This window comes from Pseudoxanthobacter sp. M-2 (genome assembly GCF_046156265.1).
GTDB lineage: Bacteria > Pseudomonadota > Alphaproteobacteria > Rhizobiales > Segnochrobactraceae > CAMDHY01.
In genome coordinates this window covers 409,499-423,516 of sequence record NZ_JAWDIR010000043.1, presented here as the reverse complement: position 1 = coordinate 423,516, position 14,018 = coordinate 409,499, and the positions used below count along the sequence as shown (strand labels likewise).

General features: G+C 71.9%; 17 protein-coding genes and 1 pseudogene. 15 read left to right on the top strand and 3 right to left on the bottom strand.

Annotated features, from left to right (window positions below):
• Positions 1-31: 31 nt before the first annotated feature.
• The 15 genes and pseudogenes from RUR49_RS19680 (at position 32) to RUR49_RS19610 (ending at position 12,042) form a co-directional block, all read left to right on the top strand.
• On the top strand, positions 32-235 hold the full coding sequence (locus tag RUR49_RS19680; RefSeq protein ID WP_409148098.1) for a hypothetical protein: 204 nt from the start codon (positions 32-34) through the stop codon (positions 233-235).
• Positions 236-245: 10 nt separating this feature from the next.
• Positions 246-473, top strand: a complete 228-nt coding sequence (locus RUR49_RS19675) for a hypothetical protein (RefSeq protein ID WP_409148097.1) — start codon at positions 246-248, stop codon at positions 471-473.
• Between the two features lie 43 nt (positions 474-516).
• A complete protein-coding gene (locus RUR49_RS19670) occupies positions 517-1,392 on the top strand; it encodes a NifU family protein (RefSeq protein ID WP_409148096.1) in 876 nt (291 codons plus the stop codon).
• 52 nt (positions 1,393-1,444) lie between these two features.
• On the top strand, positions 1,445-2,587 hold the full coding sequence (locus RUR49_RS19665) for an NHL repeat-containing protein (protein WP_409148095.1): 1,143 nt from the start codon (positions 1,445-1,447) through the stop codon (positions 2,585-2,587).
• Positions 2,584-4,974: a carbamoyltransferase HypF gene (gene hypF / locus RUR49_RS19660; RefSeq protein WP_409148094.1), complete on the top strand. Its 2,391-nt coding sequence runs from the start codon at positions 2,584-2,586 to the stop codon at positions 4,972-4,974. The genes RUR49_RS19665 and hypF overlap by 4 nt, the downstream gene beginning before the upstream one ends.
• Before the next feature lie 17 nt (positions 4,975-4,991).
• On the top strand, positions 4,992-5,270 hold the full coding sequence (locus RUR49_RS19655) for a HypC/HybG/HupF family hydrogenase formation chaperone (protein WP_409148093.1): 279 nt from the start codon (positions 4,992-4,994) through the stop codon (positions 5,268-5,270).
• A gap of 33 nt (positions 5,271-5,303) precedes the next feature.
• Positions 5,304-6,029 (top strand): SIS domain-containing protein, encoded by a 726-nt coding sequence (locus tag RUR49_RS19650; protein ID WP_409148092.1) that lies wholly within the window; start codon positions 5,304-5,306, stop codon positions 6,027-6,029.
• Entirely contained in the window at positions 6,026-7,171 is a 1,146-nt protein-coding gene (hypD, locus tag RUR49_RS19645) for a hydrogenase formation protein HypD (protein WP_409148091.1), read from the top strand. Before RUR49_RS19650 ends, hypD begins: the two co-directional genes overlap by 4 nt.
• Positions 7,168-8,250: a hydrogenase expression/formation protein HypE gene (gene hypE / locus RUR49_RS19640; RefSeq protein WP_409148090.1), complete on the top strand. Its 1,083-nt coding sequence runs from the start codon at positions 7,168-7,170 to the stop codon at positions 8,248-8,250. The genes hypD and hypE overlap by 4 nt, the downstream gene beginning before the upstream one ends.
• Before the next feature lie 8 nt (positions 8,251-8,258).
• The gene (gene hypA, locus RUR49_RS19635) at positions 8,259-8,594 is read left to right on the top strand and encodes a hydrogenase maturation nickel metallochaperone HypA (RefSeq protein ID WP_409148089.1); all 336 of its coding nucleotides are present in this window, start codon (positions 8,259-8,261) and stop codon (positions 8,592-8,594) included.
• Complete coding sequence (gene hypB, locus RUR49_RS19630; RefSeq protein ID WP_409148088.1) at positions 8,594-9,595, top strand: hydrogenase nickel incorporation protein HypB; 1,002 nt, start codon at positions 8,594-8,596, stop codon at positions 9,593-9,595. The genes hypA and hypB overlap by 1 nt, the downstream gene beginning before the upstream one ends.
• Positions 9,596-9,686: 91 nt before the next feature.
• Positions 9,687-10,289 carry a HupE/UreJ family protein gene (locus RUR49_RS19625; RefSeq protein WP_409148087.1) on the top strand — a complete coding sequence of 201 codons (603 nt, stop codon included), beginning with the start codon at positions 9,687-9,689 and terminating at the stop codon, positions 10,287-10,289.
• Positions 10,290-10,641: 352 nt separating this feature from the next.
• Positions 10,642-11,106, top strand: a pseudogene (locus tag RUR49_RS19620) (tyrosine-type recombinase/integrase); the annotation flags it as partial.
• A 54-nt stretch (positions 11,107-11,160) separates the two neighbouring features.
• Positions 11,161-11,475, top strand: a complete 315-nt coding sequence (locus tag RUR49_RS19615; RefSeq protein ID WP_409148137.1) for a transposase — start codon at positions 11,161-11,163, stop codon at positions 11,473-11,475.
• A 135-nt stretch (positions 11,476-11,610) separates the two neighbouring features.
• Positions 11,611-12,042 carry a hypothetical protein gene (locus tag RUR49_RS19610; protein ID WP_409148136.1) on the top strand — a complete coding sequence of 144 codons (432 nt, stop codon included), beginning with the start codon at positions 11,611-11,613 and terminating at the stop codon, positions 12,040-12,042.
• A 555-nt stretch (positions 12,043-12,597) separates the two neighbouring features.
• Here the strand turns inward: RUR49_RS19610 and RUR49_RS19605 are convergent.
• Genes RUR49_RS19605 through RUR49_RS19595 form a run of 3 tightly spaced genes read right to left on the bottom strand, consistent with a single transcriptional unit; the run spans position 12,598 to position 13,980 of the window.
• Positions 12,598-12,825: a tail protein X gene (locus tag RUR49_RS19605; protein WP_409148086.1), complete on the bottom strand. Its 228-nt coding sequence runs from the start codon at positions 12,823-12,825 to the stop codon at positions 12,598-12,600.
• A 22-nt stretch (positions 12,826-12,847) separates the two neighbouring features.
• Entirely contained in the window at positions 12,848-13,258 is a 411-nt protein-coding gene (locus tag RUR49_RS19600; protein ID WP_409148085.1) for a hypothetical protein, read from the bottom strand.
• A 5-nt stretch (positions 13,259-13,263) separates the two neighbouring features.
• Positions 13,264-13,980, bottom strand: a complete 717-nt coding sequence (locus tag RUR49_RS19595) for a DUF2190 family protein (RefSeq protein WP_409148084.1) — start codon at positions 13,978-13,980, stop codon at positions 13,264-13,266.
• Positions 13,981-14,018 lie beyond the last annotated feature (38 nt).

Genomic DNA, 14,018 nt, shown 5'->3' with positions numbered 1-14,018 from the left:
CACCGAACTGGGCCTTGCAGGGAGATCGTCGATGGAAGGTGTGTTTGCCTCAAATGTGCTCGCGGTCGCGGTCGCGATCCTCTTCTCGGCGCTCGGCGGCGCGCTCGGCGGCATCGCCGTCGGCGGCCGCGTGCTCGGCAACGAGCTCGCCGCGATGATGGGGAGTTTCTACGGCCCGCTGGCGGGCGTCGCCGGCGTGCTGATCGGCGTCGTCGCCGCCGCGATCGCGTTCTGAGGGGACCGTCATGTTCGAGATGGTGAAGGCATCGATCGTGCTGTTCCTGCGGGGGCGGCTCTTCCAGAACCCGAACGAGGTGATGCGCCAGTTGGCGATTGGTATCGCGCTGACGCTCGTCGTCTTCCTACTCGCGCTGAAGCTCGCCGGCCTCGCGCCGGTGATCGCCGCGGCGGTCGCGAGCTTCGTCGGCGGCGCCGCCCAGCCGGCGCTGTTCCGCAACCTGAAATTCCGCTGACGAGCGTCGGCCCGGACCACCGGGCGACGCGGGAGGACGCCGGATGAACGCCCCGAGCCCGCTGCCGCAGACGACCGCCGAGGCGGATGTCGACGCGCTGGTGGGCGACGTGGCACGGCTGGAGGCGATCGTCGCCGGTTGGGATGACGGCCAGCAGGCTGTGGTGTTCGCGCTGCGACGGGCCGTCGATGCGCTGAACCGCGCGGCGCTCCGGCGACTGATCGCCGGCGTCAAGGATGCTCCCGGCGCGCTCGAGGCGCTGCGCTCCGCCGCCGCCGATCCGATCGTCTACGCCGTGCTGCGCCACCACGGGCTGGTGCAGCCGAGCCTGCAGGAGCGGGTGGAGGCGGCGCTCGAGACGGTGCGGCCGATGCTCGCCGCACACGGGGGCGACGTCGAGTTCGTCGCCTTCGCGCCGCCGGACGCCATCGACGTGCGCTTCCTCGGCAACTGCGACGGCTGTCCGGCCTCGGTGCTCACCTTCGTCGCCGGCGTCAAGCGGGCGATCGAGGAGCACTGCCCGGAGATCGCCACGGTCCGCCAGGTGAAGGGGACGAGCGGCGGCGCCGGCCGCGTCGACTTCGTCAGCCCGTTCGCCGCCGGCGCCGAGGGTCGCTGGAGCTTCGCGAGCCGGCTCGACGCCGTTCCGGAAGGCGGCGTGCACGCTGCCGTCGTCGCCGGTGAGCCGGTGATCCTGAGCCGCATCGGGCGGGTGGTGACCTGCTTCCAGGACGCCTGCTCACATCTCGGCCTGCCGATCTCGGAAGGCGCGGTGGCGGACGGGCGGATCGTCTGCCCGCACCACGGCTTCGAATACGACCTGATGTCCGGCGAGTGCCTGACCGCGCCCGCCGTGCAGCTGCGCACGCACGCCGTCCGCCTCGTCGGCGACCGCGTCGAAGTCCGTCTGCAGGGCTGAGCCGATGCGCGTCTCCCTCAGAGCATTCAGTGAAACTCAAGGACCGCCGCAGGTGCGCGCCGTCCCGCCGCCGCTGCTCGATCCCGTCGGGCCGCTGCGCGTGCTCGGCGGGCACGGCGGCGACGACGGTCTGTCGGCCCCCGTCGTGCCGTCCGAGCGGACGCTGTTCGGCCCGCGCGGCGCCGCACTTGCCGGTCCCCACGGGCCGCTGTTCGTCGCCGACACCGGCCACCACCGGCTGCTCGTGTGGAACAGCCTGCCCGACGGCGACCACACCGGCGCGGACGCGCTGATCGGCCAGCCGGACTTCGGTCGCGAAGGGCGCAACGCCAAGCGCACTCCGGATGCGGCGACGCTGAACGTGCCGACCGGGGTCGCGGCGACGGCCGACGTGCTCGTCGTCGCCGACGCCTGGAACCACCGCGTGCTGGTCTGGCACGGCCTGCCGGCGACGACCAACCGCCCGGCCGACGTGGTGCTCGGCCAGGCGGACTTTGCCTCCACCGCCGCCAACCGCGGCGGCGCGCCGGGCGCCGAAACGCTCAACTGGTGCTACGGCGTCGCCATTGCCGACGGGCGGCTGATCGTCTGCGACACCGGCAATCGCCGCGTGCTCGTCTGGGACGCGGTGCCGACCCGCCACGGCACCCCCGCCGACCTGGTGCTCGGGCAGTCGGCGATGGACTGCCGCGACGACAACGGCGGCCGCGGCGTCGACGCCGGCGGCATGCGCTGGCCGCACGCCGCGGCCGTCGCCGGCGGCCGGCTCGTCGTCGCCGATGCCGGCAACAACCGGCTGATGGTGTGGCGGCGCCTGCCGGTCCGCGACGGCACCCCGTGCGACTTCGTCGTCGGCCAGAGGGATAACGCCGCCGCCGAGCACAACCGCGCCGCCTACTGGCCGGACGCCGCGGCGCTCAGCATGCCGTACGGATGCGCAGCGACCGCGTCGGGGCTGCTGGTCGCCGACACCGCCAACTCGCGCCTGCTCGGCTACGGCCTCGACGGGCTCGCCGCGGGCGTCGCGGCGGACCGGCTCACCGGCCAGCCGGACTTCGCTGCGAAGGGCGACAACCGCTGGCAGGCGCCGGTGCGCGACAGCCTGTGCTGGCCCTACGGCATCACCGTCGCCGGCGATCTCGCGGCGGTCGCCGATTCCGGCAACAACCGCGTGCTGCTGTGGAGGCTCGCATGAGCGCGCCGGGCGCGCGGCCGCACGGGGGTTCGGCGACGGCCACGGAGATCCGCGTTCGCGGCCTGGTGCAGGGGGTCGGCTTCCGGCCGACGGTGTGGCGGCTCGCCACCGGGCTCGGCCTCACCGGCGAGGTGCTGAACGACGCCGAGGGCGTGCTCATCCGTATTGGCGGCGACGCGGCCGCCGCCGACCGTCTGGTCGAGCGCCTCATCGCCGACTGCCCACCGCTCGCCCGCATCGACGCGCTGGAGATCCGCGCAGCCGCCGACACCACGTCCACCGGCGCGTTCCGCATCGCCGACAGCGGCGGCGGCGCGATGCGCACGCAGGTCTCTCCCGACGCCGCCGCCTGCACCGCCTGTGTCGCCGAAGTGCGCGACCCGTTCGCCCGCCGCTTCCGCTACCCGTTCACCAACTGCACCGATTGCGGGCCGCGGCTGTCGATCGTCTGCGAGGCTCCCTACGACCGCGCCCGCACGACGATGGCGCCGTTCGCCATGTGCCCGGCCTGCCGCGCCGAGTACGAAGACCCGGCCGACCGCCGCTTCCACGCGCAGCCGATCGCCTGCCACGCCTGCGGCCCGCGCGCCCGGCTCGAGCGCGCCGGCGGCGGCGCCGTCGAGGCCTCCTCCTTCACCATGCTCGACGACGTCGACGCCGTCGCCGGGTTGATCGAGAAGGGCCACGTCGTCGCCATCAAGGGCCTCGGCGGCTACCATCTCGCCTGCGACGCCACCAACGCGACGGCGGTGGCGCGGCTGCGCCGGGCGAAGCGGCGCTTCTCGAAGCCGTTCGCGCTGATGGCGCGCGACCTCGAGATCGTCCGCCGCTATGCGCAGACGACGCCCGCCGAGGAGGCGCTGCTCGCCGGCACCGCCGCGCCGATCGTGCTGCTGCCGGCCCGCGCCGACCCGCGGCTGCCGAACGACGTCGCGCCGGGCCTGACGACGCTCGGCTTCATGCTGCCGGCGACGCCGCTGCACCACCTGATCTTCCGCCGCCTCTCGCGGCCCGTGGTGATGACCAGCGGCAACCTGTCGGACGAGCCGCAGGTGATCGACGACGACGCGGCGCGGCGGCTGTTTCCCGGTCTCGCCGACTTTCTGCTGACCCACGACCGCCGCATCGCCGTGCGGCTCGACGATTCCGTCGTGCGCACGATCGCCGGCGCGCCGCGGCTGCTGCGCCGCGCCCGCGGCTACGCGCCGGCGCCGCTGCGGCTGCCGGACGGGCTCGCCGGCGCGCTGCCGCTGCTGGCGCTCGGCGCCGAGCTGAAGAGCACGTTCTGCCTCGTCAAGGACGGCCAGGCGGTGCTCTCCCAGCACCTCGGCGACCTCGAGGACGCCGGCACGCTCGCCGAGTTCGAGCGCACGCTCGCGCTCTTCGCCGACCTCTACCGGCACCGCACGGCGGCGATCGCCGTCGACCTGCACCCCGACTACCTGTCGACCGGGCTCGGCCGCCGGCGGTCGCGCACCGACGGGCTGCCGCTGGTCGAGGTGCAGCACCACCACGCCCACGTGGCGAGCTGCATGGCCGAGAACGGCGTCGCCGCCGGCGACGGCCCGGTGCTCGGCATCGCGCTCGACGGCCTCGGCCTCGGCGACGACGGCGCGCTGTGGGGCGGCGAATTCCTGGTCGCCGACTATGCGGGCTTCCGGCGCGTCGGCACCTTCAAGCCGGTGGCGATGCCGGGCGGCGCGCGGGCGGCGCGCGAGCCGTGGCGCAACACGCTCGCCCACATCCTCGCCGAGATCGGCTGGCCGGCCTTCGAGTTGAGCTTCGCCGGCACGCCCCTCTACGACCGGCTGGCGGGCAAGCCGGTCGACACGCTCCGTGCGATGATCCGCGGCGGCGTCAACAGCCCGCCGGCGAGCTCGTGCGGTCGGCTGTTCGACGCCGTCGCCGCCGCGCTCGGCGTCTGCGGCGACGAGAGCCTGCACGAGGGCGAAGCGGCGATGCGGCTTGAGGCGCTGGTCGACGCGCCGACGCTCGCCGCCGTCGACGAGGACCTCGCCTATCCGTTCGGCATCCCACGGCTGAAGGGCTCGGGGCTGCCCTATGTCGAGCCGGCGCAGATGTGGCAGGCGCTGCTCGGTGACCTCTACGAGAACACCCCGCCGGCGGTGATCGCCGCCCGCTTCCACAAGGGCCTCGCCCGCACGCTCGCGACGATGGCGCGCAAGCTCGCCGACGATGGCGATCGCCGGCTCAAGCGCGTCGCGCTGTCGGGCGGCGTCTTCCAGAACCGCTGGCTCACCGAGGAACTCGCCGGCCGCCTCGCCGCCGACGGCTTCGAGGTGCTGCTGCATCGCGCCGTGCCGGCGGGCGACGGCGGCCTCTCGCTCGGCCAGGCGGCCGTGGCGGCGGCGCGGCTCGCCGCCTGACGGAAAGGGCAAGAACCATGTGCCTCGGAATTCCCGGCCGGATCGTCGAGATCACCGACGCGGCGCGCAAGCTCGCCAAGGTCGACGTCAGCGGCGTCCGCCGCGAGGTCAACATCGCCTGCATCGTCGGCGAGCGGACGGTGGCGGACTGCGTCGGCGACTGGGTGCTCATCCACGTCGGCTTCGCCATGAGCCGCATCGACGAGGCGGAGGCGGCCGAGACGCTGCGCATCCTCACCGAGCTCGGCGAGGTGCAGCAGGAGCTCGCCGCGATGCGTGCCTCGGGCCGGGCCTGAGAGCGCGGCGGAGAGCAGGAGAGGGAGGCGACGATGGCCACACAGACGCCGCTCGAGCAGCTCTATCCCTTCCTCGCGGGCGGGCGGCAGGCGGCCGCGCCGGTCGACGAGGCGCTCGCCGAATCGGTCCGCCAGAAGGCGGCGCACCACGTCGCGGTGTTCGAGGCGTTCTTCGCCGAGCACGGGACGGAACTGGTCGGCGCCGCGCGCACCATCGCCGCGACCTACCGCGGCGACGGGCGCCTGTTCACCATGGGCAACGGCGGCTCGAGCTGCGACGCCGCCCACGTCGCGGTGGAGTTCCTGCACCCGATCACCGCCGGCCGGCCGGCGCTGACGGCCGTCAACCTCACCACCGACGTCGCGATGATGACCGCCGTCGGAAACGACGTCGGCTACGACCACGTGTTCGTGCGCCAGGTGATCGCGCAGGGGCGGCCCGGCGACTGCCTGGTCGGGCTGTCGACCTCCGGCAACTCCATGAACCTCGTGCTCGCCTTCGAGAAGGCGCGGGCGCTGGGCCTGCGGACGATCGGCCTTACCGGCGGCGACGGCGGCCGCATGGCGAAGCTCGGGCTCGACCACTGCCTGGTGGTGCGCACCGACGCCATCCACCGCATCCAGGAGTGCCACGTCGCCATCTACCACATCCTGTGGGACCTCGTGCACACGCTGCTCGCCGACGACCGCGGGTCCGCCGCACGGGCCGACGATCGCGGCTTCGCCACCCAACCTTCACGAGGGGAGGCTCGGCCGTGAAGTACGTCGACGAGTTCCGCGATCCCGACAAGGCGCGCACGCTGCTGCGCGAGATCGAAATCCTCACCGCCGCCGTCGTGGCGGCGCGCGGCCGGGCGCTGCAGATCATGGAGGTGTGCGGCGGCCACACCCACTCGATCTTCAAGTACGGCATCGCCGACCTGCTGCCGGCGGAGATCGAGCTGGTGCACGGCCCCGGCTGCCCGGTGTGCGTGCTGCCGATGGGGCGCGTCGACGACTGCGTGGCGATCGCCGAGACGCCGGGCGTCATCTTCACCACCTTCGGCGACGCCATGCGCGTGCCCGGCTCGCGCAAGAGCCTGCTGCAGGCGAAGGCCGACGGCGCCGACGTGCGCATGGTCTACTCGCCGCTCGACGCCCTCAAGCTCGCCCGCGACAATCCCGGCCGCGAGGTGGTGTTCTTCGGCCTCGGCTTCGAGACGACGATGCCGTCGACCGCTTTCACCGTGCTGCAGGCGGAGGCCGACGGCACCGCGAACTTCTCGCTGTTCTGCAACCACATCACCATCATCCCGACGATCAAGGCGATCCTCGATTCGCCCGATCTCCACCTCGACGGCTTCCTCGGCCCCGGCCACGTCTCGATGGTGATCGGCATGAAGCCCTACGACTTCATCGCCCGCCACTATCGCCGGCCGCTGGTGGTCGCCGGCTTCGAGCCGCTCGACGTGCTGCATTCGGTGTGGCTGGTGCTGAAGCAGATGGCGGAGGGCCGCTGCGAGATCGAGAACCAGTACGGCCGCATCGTCCCCTTCGACGGCAACCCGGCGGCGCTCGCGGCGATCTCGCAGGTGTTCGAGCTGCGCGAGTTCTTCGAGTGGCGCGGCCTCGGCTCGATCGACCACTCGGGTGTGCGAATGCGCGCCGCCTATGCCCGCTACGACGCCGAGAAGAAGTTCGCGGTGCCGGCGCTCCGCATCGCCGATCCGAAGTCCTGCCAGTGCGGCGAGGTGCTGAAGGGCGTCATCAAGCCCTGGCAGTGCAAGGTGTTCGGCACCGCCTGCACGCCGGAGCGGCCGCTCGGCGCGCTGATGGTGTCGTCGGAGGGCGCCTGCGCCGCCTACTACCAGTACGGCGACCCGGATGGGCTGCGTGAGCGCCGCGCGGTGGGTGCGGCATGACCAGCCAGCCGTCCCCCCTCCCGCCGCGCCCGCAGCGCAAGCTGCGCGACCCGGTGCAACTGCCGAAGGTGACGCTCGCCCACGGCGGCGGCGGCAAGGCGATGCGCGACCTCGTCGACGACGTCTTCGTCTCCGCCTTCGACAATCCGGCGCTCGCCCCGCTCGAGGACCAGGCGCGCTTCGCGCTCGCCGAGCTCGCCATGCACGGCGACCGCCTCGCCTTCACCTCGGACTCCTTCGTCGTCCACCCGCTCGAGTTTCCCGGCGGCGACATCGGCAAGCTCGCCGTCTGCGGCACCGTCAACGATCTCGCGGTCGGCGGCGCGCGGCCGCTCTACCTCTCCTGCAGCGTCATCATCGAGGAGGGCGTCGAGGTCGAGACGCTGCGCCGCATCGCCCGCTCGATGGCGGCGGCGGCGGCCGCCGCCGGCGTCGCCATCGTCACCGGCGACACCAAGGTGGTCGACCGCGGCGCCTGCGACCGGCTGTTCATCAACACCGCCGGCATCGGCGTCATCCGCGCCGGGCTGGAGCTCGGCGCCCACCGTGCCGAGCCCGGCGACGCCGTGCTCGTCAACGGCCTGCTCGGCGACCACGGCGCGGCGATCCTGGCGGCGCGCGGCGACCTCGCCCTCGACACGCCGATCGAGAGCGACTGCGCGGCGCTGAACGGCCTGATCGACACGCTTCTCGCCGCCTGCCCGGAGGTGAGGTTCATCCGCGACGCGACGCGCGGCGGGCTCGCCACCGTCGTCAACGAGATCGCCGACGCGTCGGGCGTCGGCATCGAGCTCGACGAGGCGGCGACGCCGCTGCGTGCCGAGGTGAAGGGCTTCTGCGAGATCCTCGGCCTCGATCCGCTCTATCTCGCCAACGAAGGCAAGCTCGTCGCGATCGTTCCCGCCGCCGCGGCGGAGCGGGCGCGCGCCGCGCTCGCCGGCCACCCGCTCGGGCGCGACGCGGCGATCATCGGCAAGGTGACGCGCGGCCCGCCGGGGCGGGTGGTGATGCAGACCCACTTCGGCGGCCGCCGCATCGTCGACATGCTGGTCGGCGACCAGCTGCCGCGCATCTGCTGAGGGCGCTGATGCACGAGCTCGCGATCACCCGCTCGATCGTCGCGATCGTCGCCGAGCAGGCGGCCGGGCGGCGCGTGCTGCGCGTCACGCTGGAGATCGGCGAACTCTCGGCGGTGATGCCCGAGGCGATCCGCTTCTGCTTCGACGTCGTCGCGGCCGACAGCGCGCTCGCCGGTGCGGCACTCGACATCGTCGCGGTGCCCGGCCGCGCGCGCTGCGAGGAGTGCGGGGCAGAGATCGCCATCGCCGGGCCCGTGGCCCGCTGCCCGTGCGGCTCGCGCCGGCTCGAGCGGCTCGCGGGCGAAGAGCTCAACATCAAGAGCATGGAACTGGAGGCTGCGTGATGTGTGGAACCTGCGGATGCGGCGATCCCGGCGGCGTCGCGCTCACCAACCTCGAGACCGGCGAGCGCACGGTGCTCGCCCGGACGGTCGGCGGCCGCGCCCCCGAGCCGCACAACCATCACCACCACCACGACGGCCATGATCACGACCATGGTCACGGCCACAGCCACGACCATGATCACGTCCATGACCATGACCATGACCATGACCATGGCCACGATCATGGGCATCACCCCGGTCACGCCCACCATCACGGGCACGACCACCCCGCGCCCGACCATCGCGGGCACGGCGTCACCGTCGACCTCGAGGCGGCCGTGCTCGCCAAGAACGATGCGCTCGCCGCCCGCAACCGCGCCTGGTTCGAGGGGCGCGAGATCCTCGCCCTCAACCTCGTGAGCTCGCCGGGTGCCGGCAAGACCTCGCTGCTCGAGCGCACCATCCGCGAGCTTTCCGCCGAGATGCCGCTCCATGTGATCGAGGGCGACCAGCAGACGCTCGCCGACGCCCAGCGCATCCGCGCCGCCGGGGCGCCGGCGGTGCAGATCAACACCGGCTCCGGCTGCCACCTCGAGGCCGACATGGTGCGCCACGGGCTCGACGCGCTCAGGCCCCCCTTCGGCTCGGTGGTGATGATCGAGAACGTCGGCAACCTCGTCTGCCCGGCGCTGTTCGACCTCGGCGAGCACGCCAAGGTGGTCGTGCTGTCGGTCACCGAGGGCGACGACAAGCCGCTGAAGTACCCGCACATGTTTCGCGCCGCGGCGCTGATGGTGATCAGCAAGACCGATCTGCTGCCGCACGTGGACTTCGACGTCGCGCGCTGCGAGGCGGCGGCGCGCGCCGTCAATCCGCACATCCGCTCGCTGCGTCTGTCGGCGCGCACCGGCGACGGCATGGCGGGCTGGTACGCATGGCTGCGCGAGGCAAGGCGACCGCAGGTGGAGGACGCTGCGGTCGGCCAGCCCACACCGCGCCCGACTGTCGTCGCCGCGCCCTGAGGCGCGAGACTTCGTTCTGCCCAACTGATCGAACCACCGCCGAGCGACGCGAGATCTCCGCGGGCGACGGCCAACTGGAGGGGAACCACCGATGAAGACCCGTCTTTCGCTTACCGCCGGCCTCGCCGGCGCGCTCGCGCTGACCCCGGGCCTCGCCCTGGCGCACACCGGCGTCGGCGACGCGCACGGCTTCGTGCACGGTTTCATGCACCCGGTCGGCGGGCTCGACCACGTGCTGGCGATGGTCGCCGTCGGCATCTTCGCCTGGCAGCTCGGTGGGCGGGCGCTGTGGGCGGTGCCGGTGACCTTCGTCGCCGTAATGGCGGCCGGCGGTCTCCTCGGCGTCGCCGGCATCGCGCTGCCGTTCGTCGAACTCGCCATCGCGCTGTCGGTTGTGGTGCTCGGCGCCGCGGTGGCGATCGGGCTGCGCGCCCCGCTCGGCGTGGCGATGGGGCTCGCCGGCTTCTTCGCGCTGTTCCACGGCTACGCGCACGGTGCCGAGATGCCGGTCGACGCGAGCGGCCTCGCCTACGGCGCCGGCTTCATGCTCGCCACCGCGCTGCTGCACCTCGCCGGTCTCGTCGCCGGCATGCTGATTGGTCGCCTCGCCGACACCCGCGGCAGCGTCGTCGTGCGGGTGGCGGGCGGCGCGATGTCCGTCGCCGGACTGGCGATCGTCGCTGGAACGCTGTGATCTGTAGAAGCGAGGACCGAGACCGGCGGCGGGAGCCACCAAATTTGCTCAGGCAGAGTAGTTTGGCCGCCCGTTGGAGCGATGTTCACATTCTTTCGACGATGATCGTGCTTCAAGGGGGGCACGCCGATCCGCCGCGTCCCGCCGATCACACCGTCCACCTATCACGGACGCGGCGGTTCCGGGACAGACGCAGGCCAGATCAAGAAGCTTATACCTGCGGGCATTGTAGCTGACTCACGGGGGATTGAACGAACCCGCTGACGCGGGATTGGGGTGAGTTTTTGGGGGGGAAGGCGCCTGTCTGCGAGGATTTTGGTGTCGAGCCAACCCCCAAGACAGGAGCCGCCAGATGGCTGAGATGAGCCCTCTGCGCCGTCGCATGGTCGAGGACATGACGGTCCGCAACCTCTCGCCGGCGACGCAGCGATCCTATCTGCATGCGGTCTCGAAGTTCAGCCGGCATTTCGGCCGCACGCCGGATCGTTTGGGCCTGGAAGATGTGCGCGCCTTCCAGGTTCATCTGGTCTCGACCGGCATCTCATGGCCGGTGCTCAACCAGACAGTTTGCGCCCTGCGATTCCTCTATGGCGTCACGCTCGGCCATGGCGAGGTCCCCGAGCGGATCCCGTATGCGCGCGAGCCGCGCAAGCTACCGGTTGTGCTGGGGGCCGACGAAGTGGTGCGGTTCCTGGAGGCCGTGCCCGGCCTGAAGGCCCGGGTGGCGCTGACGACGGCCTATGCGGCTGGACTGCGGGCGTCCGCGGCCGTCGGTCTCAAGATCGCCGACAGCGACAGCGGCCGGATGGTCATCCAGTGGACTTGACCCGTTTTCGTGGACACCCCGAAGCTTTGGCAGGAGGAGTCCACGATGCCACGAACACGACCGCCGTATGCGCCGGAGTTCCGGCGCCAGATGATCGAGTTGGTGCGTTCCGGGCGCACGCCGGAGGAACTGGCGCGGCAGTATGAGCCGTCTGCGCAGGCGTTCCGGAACTGGGTCGCCGAGGCTGATCGGGAAGTTTCGCGCGGCAGTGACGGTGTGACCCTGGAGGATCGCGCCGAGTTGCAGCGGCTGCGGGCTGAGAATCGCAGGCTGCGCCAGGAACGGGACATCCTGGCAAAAGCCGCGGCCTGGTTCACGCGGGAGACCGGCTCGATCCCATCCGGGTCTACGAGTTCGTGAGCGCGCACCGGGCCATGTAACCGATCGCCACCATGTGCCGGTCCCTGGGGTGCCGGGTCCTGGGGGGGCTCCGCCAGCGGCTATCATGCGTGGCGCCGCCGGCCGGCCTCGGCGCAGGCTGCGGCGGACGAGCGGCTGTCGGCCCGCATCCGGTCGATCCACGCCGCCGCGCGTGGAACCTACGGAGCACCGCGGGTGCACGCCGATTTGGCGGCCGGGGGTGACCTCGCACTCGGTCTCGGCCTGCGCCGCCGGCTCGCCGTCGATCGCCACTGTGCCGCCGCCGCCCTCGCGTTCGGCTTCCGTGCGGCGCGAGCCAGCGCGGGTCTGCGCGTCCGCCTTAGTGGCCGCAGCGATGCGGTCAGTTGCGACCGTCGGGACGGTAGGATTGACCGCTTCGACTGCCTCGGACTTCCACTTCGCCTGCTTGTCGTCGAACCAGTTGATGCGGAACCTTCCGTAGGCCGGTCGCCCGAGCACCGGTTTCAGGGACCAGGAGATCAGGTTCTCGCCCCAGGCGGCGCGGATTGCCTGCAGCGGCTTCCCGGTGGCGGACTGCCCCTGTGAGCGCGGCACGAACACCGCTCGTGTGCCCACGACCTTGAAGGTGGCGCCGAGCCCGCGGGCATGGCGCGTGCCCCAGGCGAGGTAGCTTTCGCCCTGCATCCCCCACCACGGCGGTTCGACGGCCGCGAGGTCCGGGTGAATGACCACCTCAGCCAGCCCGGCCGCCCGACCCCATTCGGTGGCCACGACGCCGAAGCTCGTCTCGTCCTTGTGTTTTTCCTGCTTCTCTTTCAGCGAGCCGCGCGTGTCAGCCGACTTCGCCGAGATCGACAGCATCCGTCCCTGGCCGCGGCCGCCGGTGGACCCGATGTCGTCGACCACGCCCTCGAACATGACGAGGGCGGCGCCTCCCTCCCAGCCGAGCCCGATAGAGATCGCGGCGCCGGGCTGCGGCAGCTGCAACTGGCCGTAGGAATCCTCGACGTCGATCGTCGCCGTATCCGAGGCGAGTCCGGCCGCGTCACGGATCCGGATCGACGTCACATAGGGCGACAGCCCCGCCGTCACGTCGTTGCCGTTGACGGCGACCCAGAAGATCGCCCGGTCCGGCATCGGTCAATCCCAAAGGCGGATCGCCCGCGCGGGCGTCGGCCCCTTCACCGGCACCGGCACGTCGACGACCACGGTGGCTCCGAGCGGCAGGAACACGCCGGACGCCGAAAGCCCCGGATTGCTGTCGAGCGCCGCCTCAACCCGCCCCGGCACCTCCTCACGGAAGCGCCGGAACAGCAGCAGATCGAGCGGCGTCCATTCGTCGGTGACGATGAGGATCTCGCGCGCCATGTCGGATCGACTCGCGCCCGGGTCAGGTGCCCGGTGAATCGGCGGTGAGGAAGAGCATCACGTCCTCGATCTGGACTGGGGCCACCCGCGCCACCGTGAACGACGGCGCCCCAGTCCGGTCGAGGAGCATCACCTGGTCGCCGCGGCGCACCGCATAGCCGAGCTCGGCCGCCCCTGCGGCGCGGAGCATCACCGCCGCATCCGCCCCCGCTACGGTCGAGAGACCCGCGCCCATCTGGGACGCGGAGCCCGCGAGGTCGTCAACCTCGGGCGCCCGGCCGAAGCGGCCCGTGACGGTCCGCTCGGGGCGGGTGCTGTCGGCCGTCGCACCGATGTGCTGGTCCACGACCATCGGCCGGATCAGCACGCGCTCGCCGAATGTCGTGTCAGCAGCGACTGCCGTCGCCGCCGTTATCCGCGCCCGGAAGCTCACGGCAATCAGGCGCCGTAGTTCCCCGTCACCAGCTGATCGGAGACGCTGACGAGACCGGTCGACGGATTCCTGACACAGACGATGAAGCCGGTCTTGGCGGTATCGGTGATCTGCAGCACGAAGGTGCCGGCCACCTTGGTCTGCACCGACAGGTGCTTCTTGGCGGTGAAGGCCGTCAGCACGGTGCCTTCGCCGGCCTTCGCGACGACGGTGCCGGATGCGGTGATGCCGGTCAGCCCGGCGCCGGTCGCATCATCCGACAGCCACACCTCGAGGGTCCGCACGCCGGCGAGCGCTGCGCCGACCGCGTCACGCGGCGTGATCGTCACCTCGGCGACGTTCGCCGCCCCGGCGGCGGCTGCGAAGGTGAAGTTCGCCGGGGTGCCGATTGCCGCGAGATGTCCGATCTTTACGCGTCCGATCGTGGCGACGCTGCCGGCGGCCTCGGTGGCGACACCAATGAGCGGCAGGCCGCCGCCTGCGATCGCGGTCGCCTTGGCCGCGGCCGCGTCCCAATAGACGGGCGAGCCCTGAGCCCAGACTTGCGGTGCGACCTTGGCCAGCTCGAACACGCCCTCGGTCGACACCTCGACCGGCATGCCCTCGGCCGCGTCGGTGGCGGCGATGCCGACGAACGAGCCGACGATGACGACGGCACCCGACAGAAGCATCGTCGGCGCGATCAGCGTCAGCACCTTGCCGGGCTGGATGTAGTTCTTCATGGGGCGTCGCTCCGCGCGAGAGGCTATTGAACGAAGAA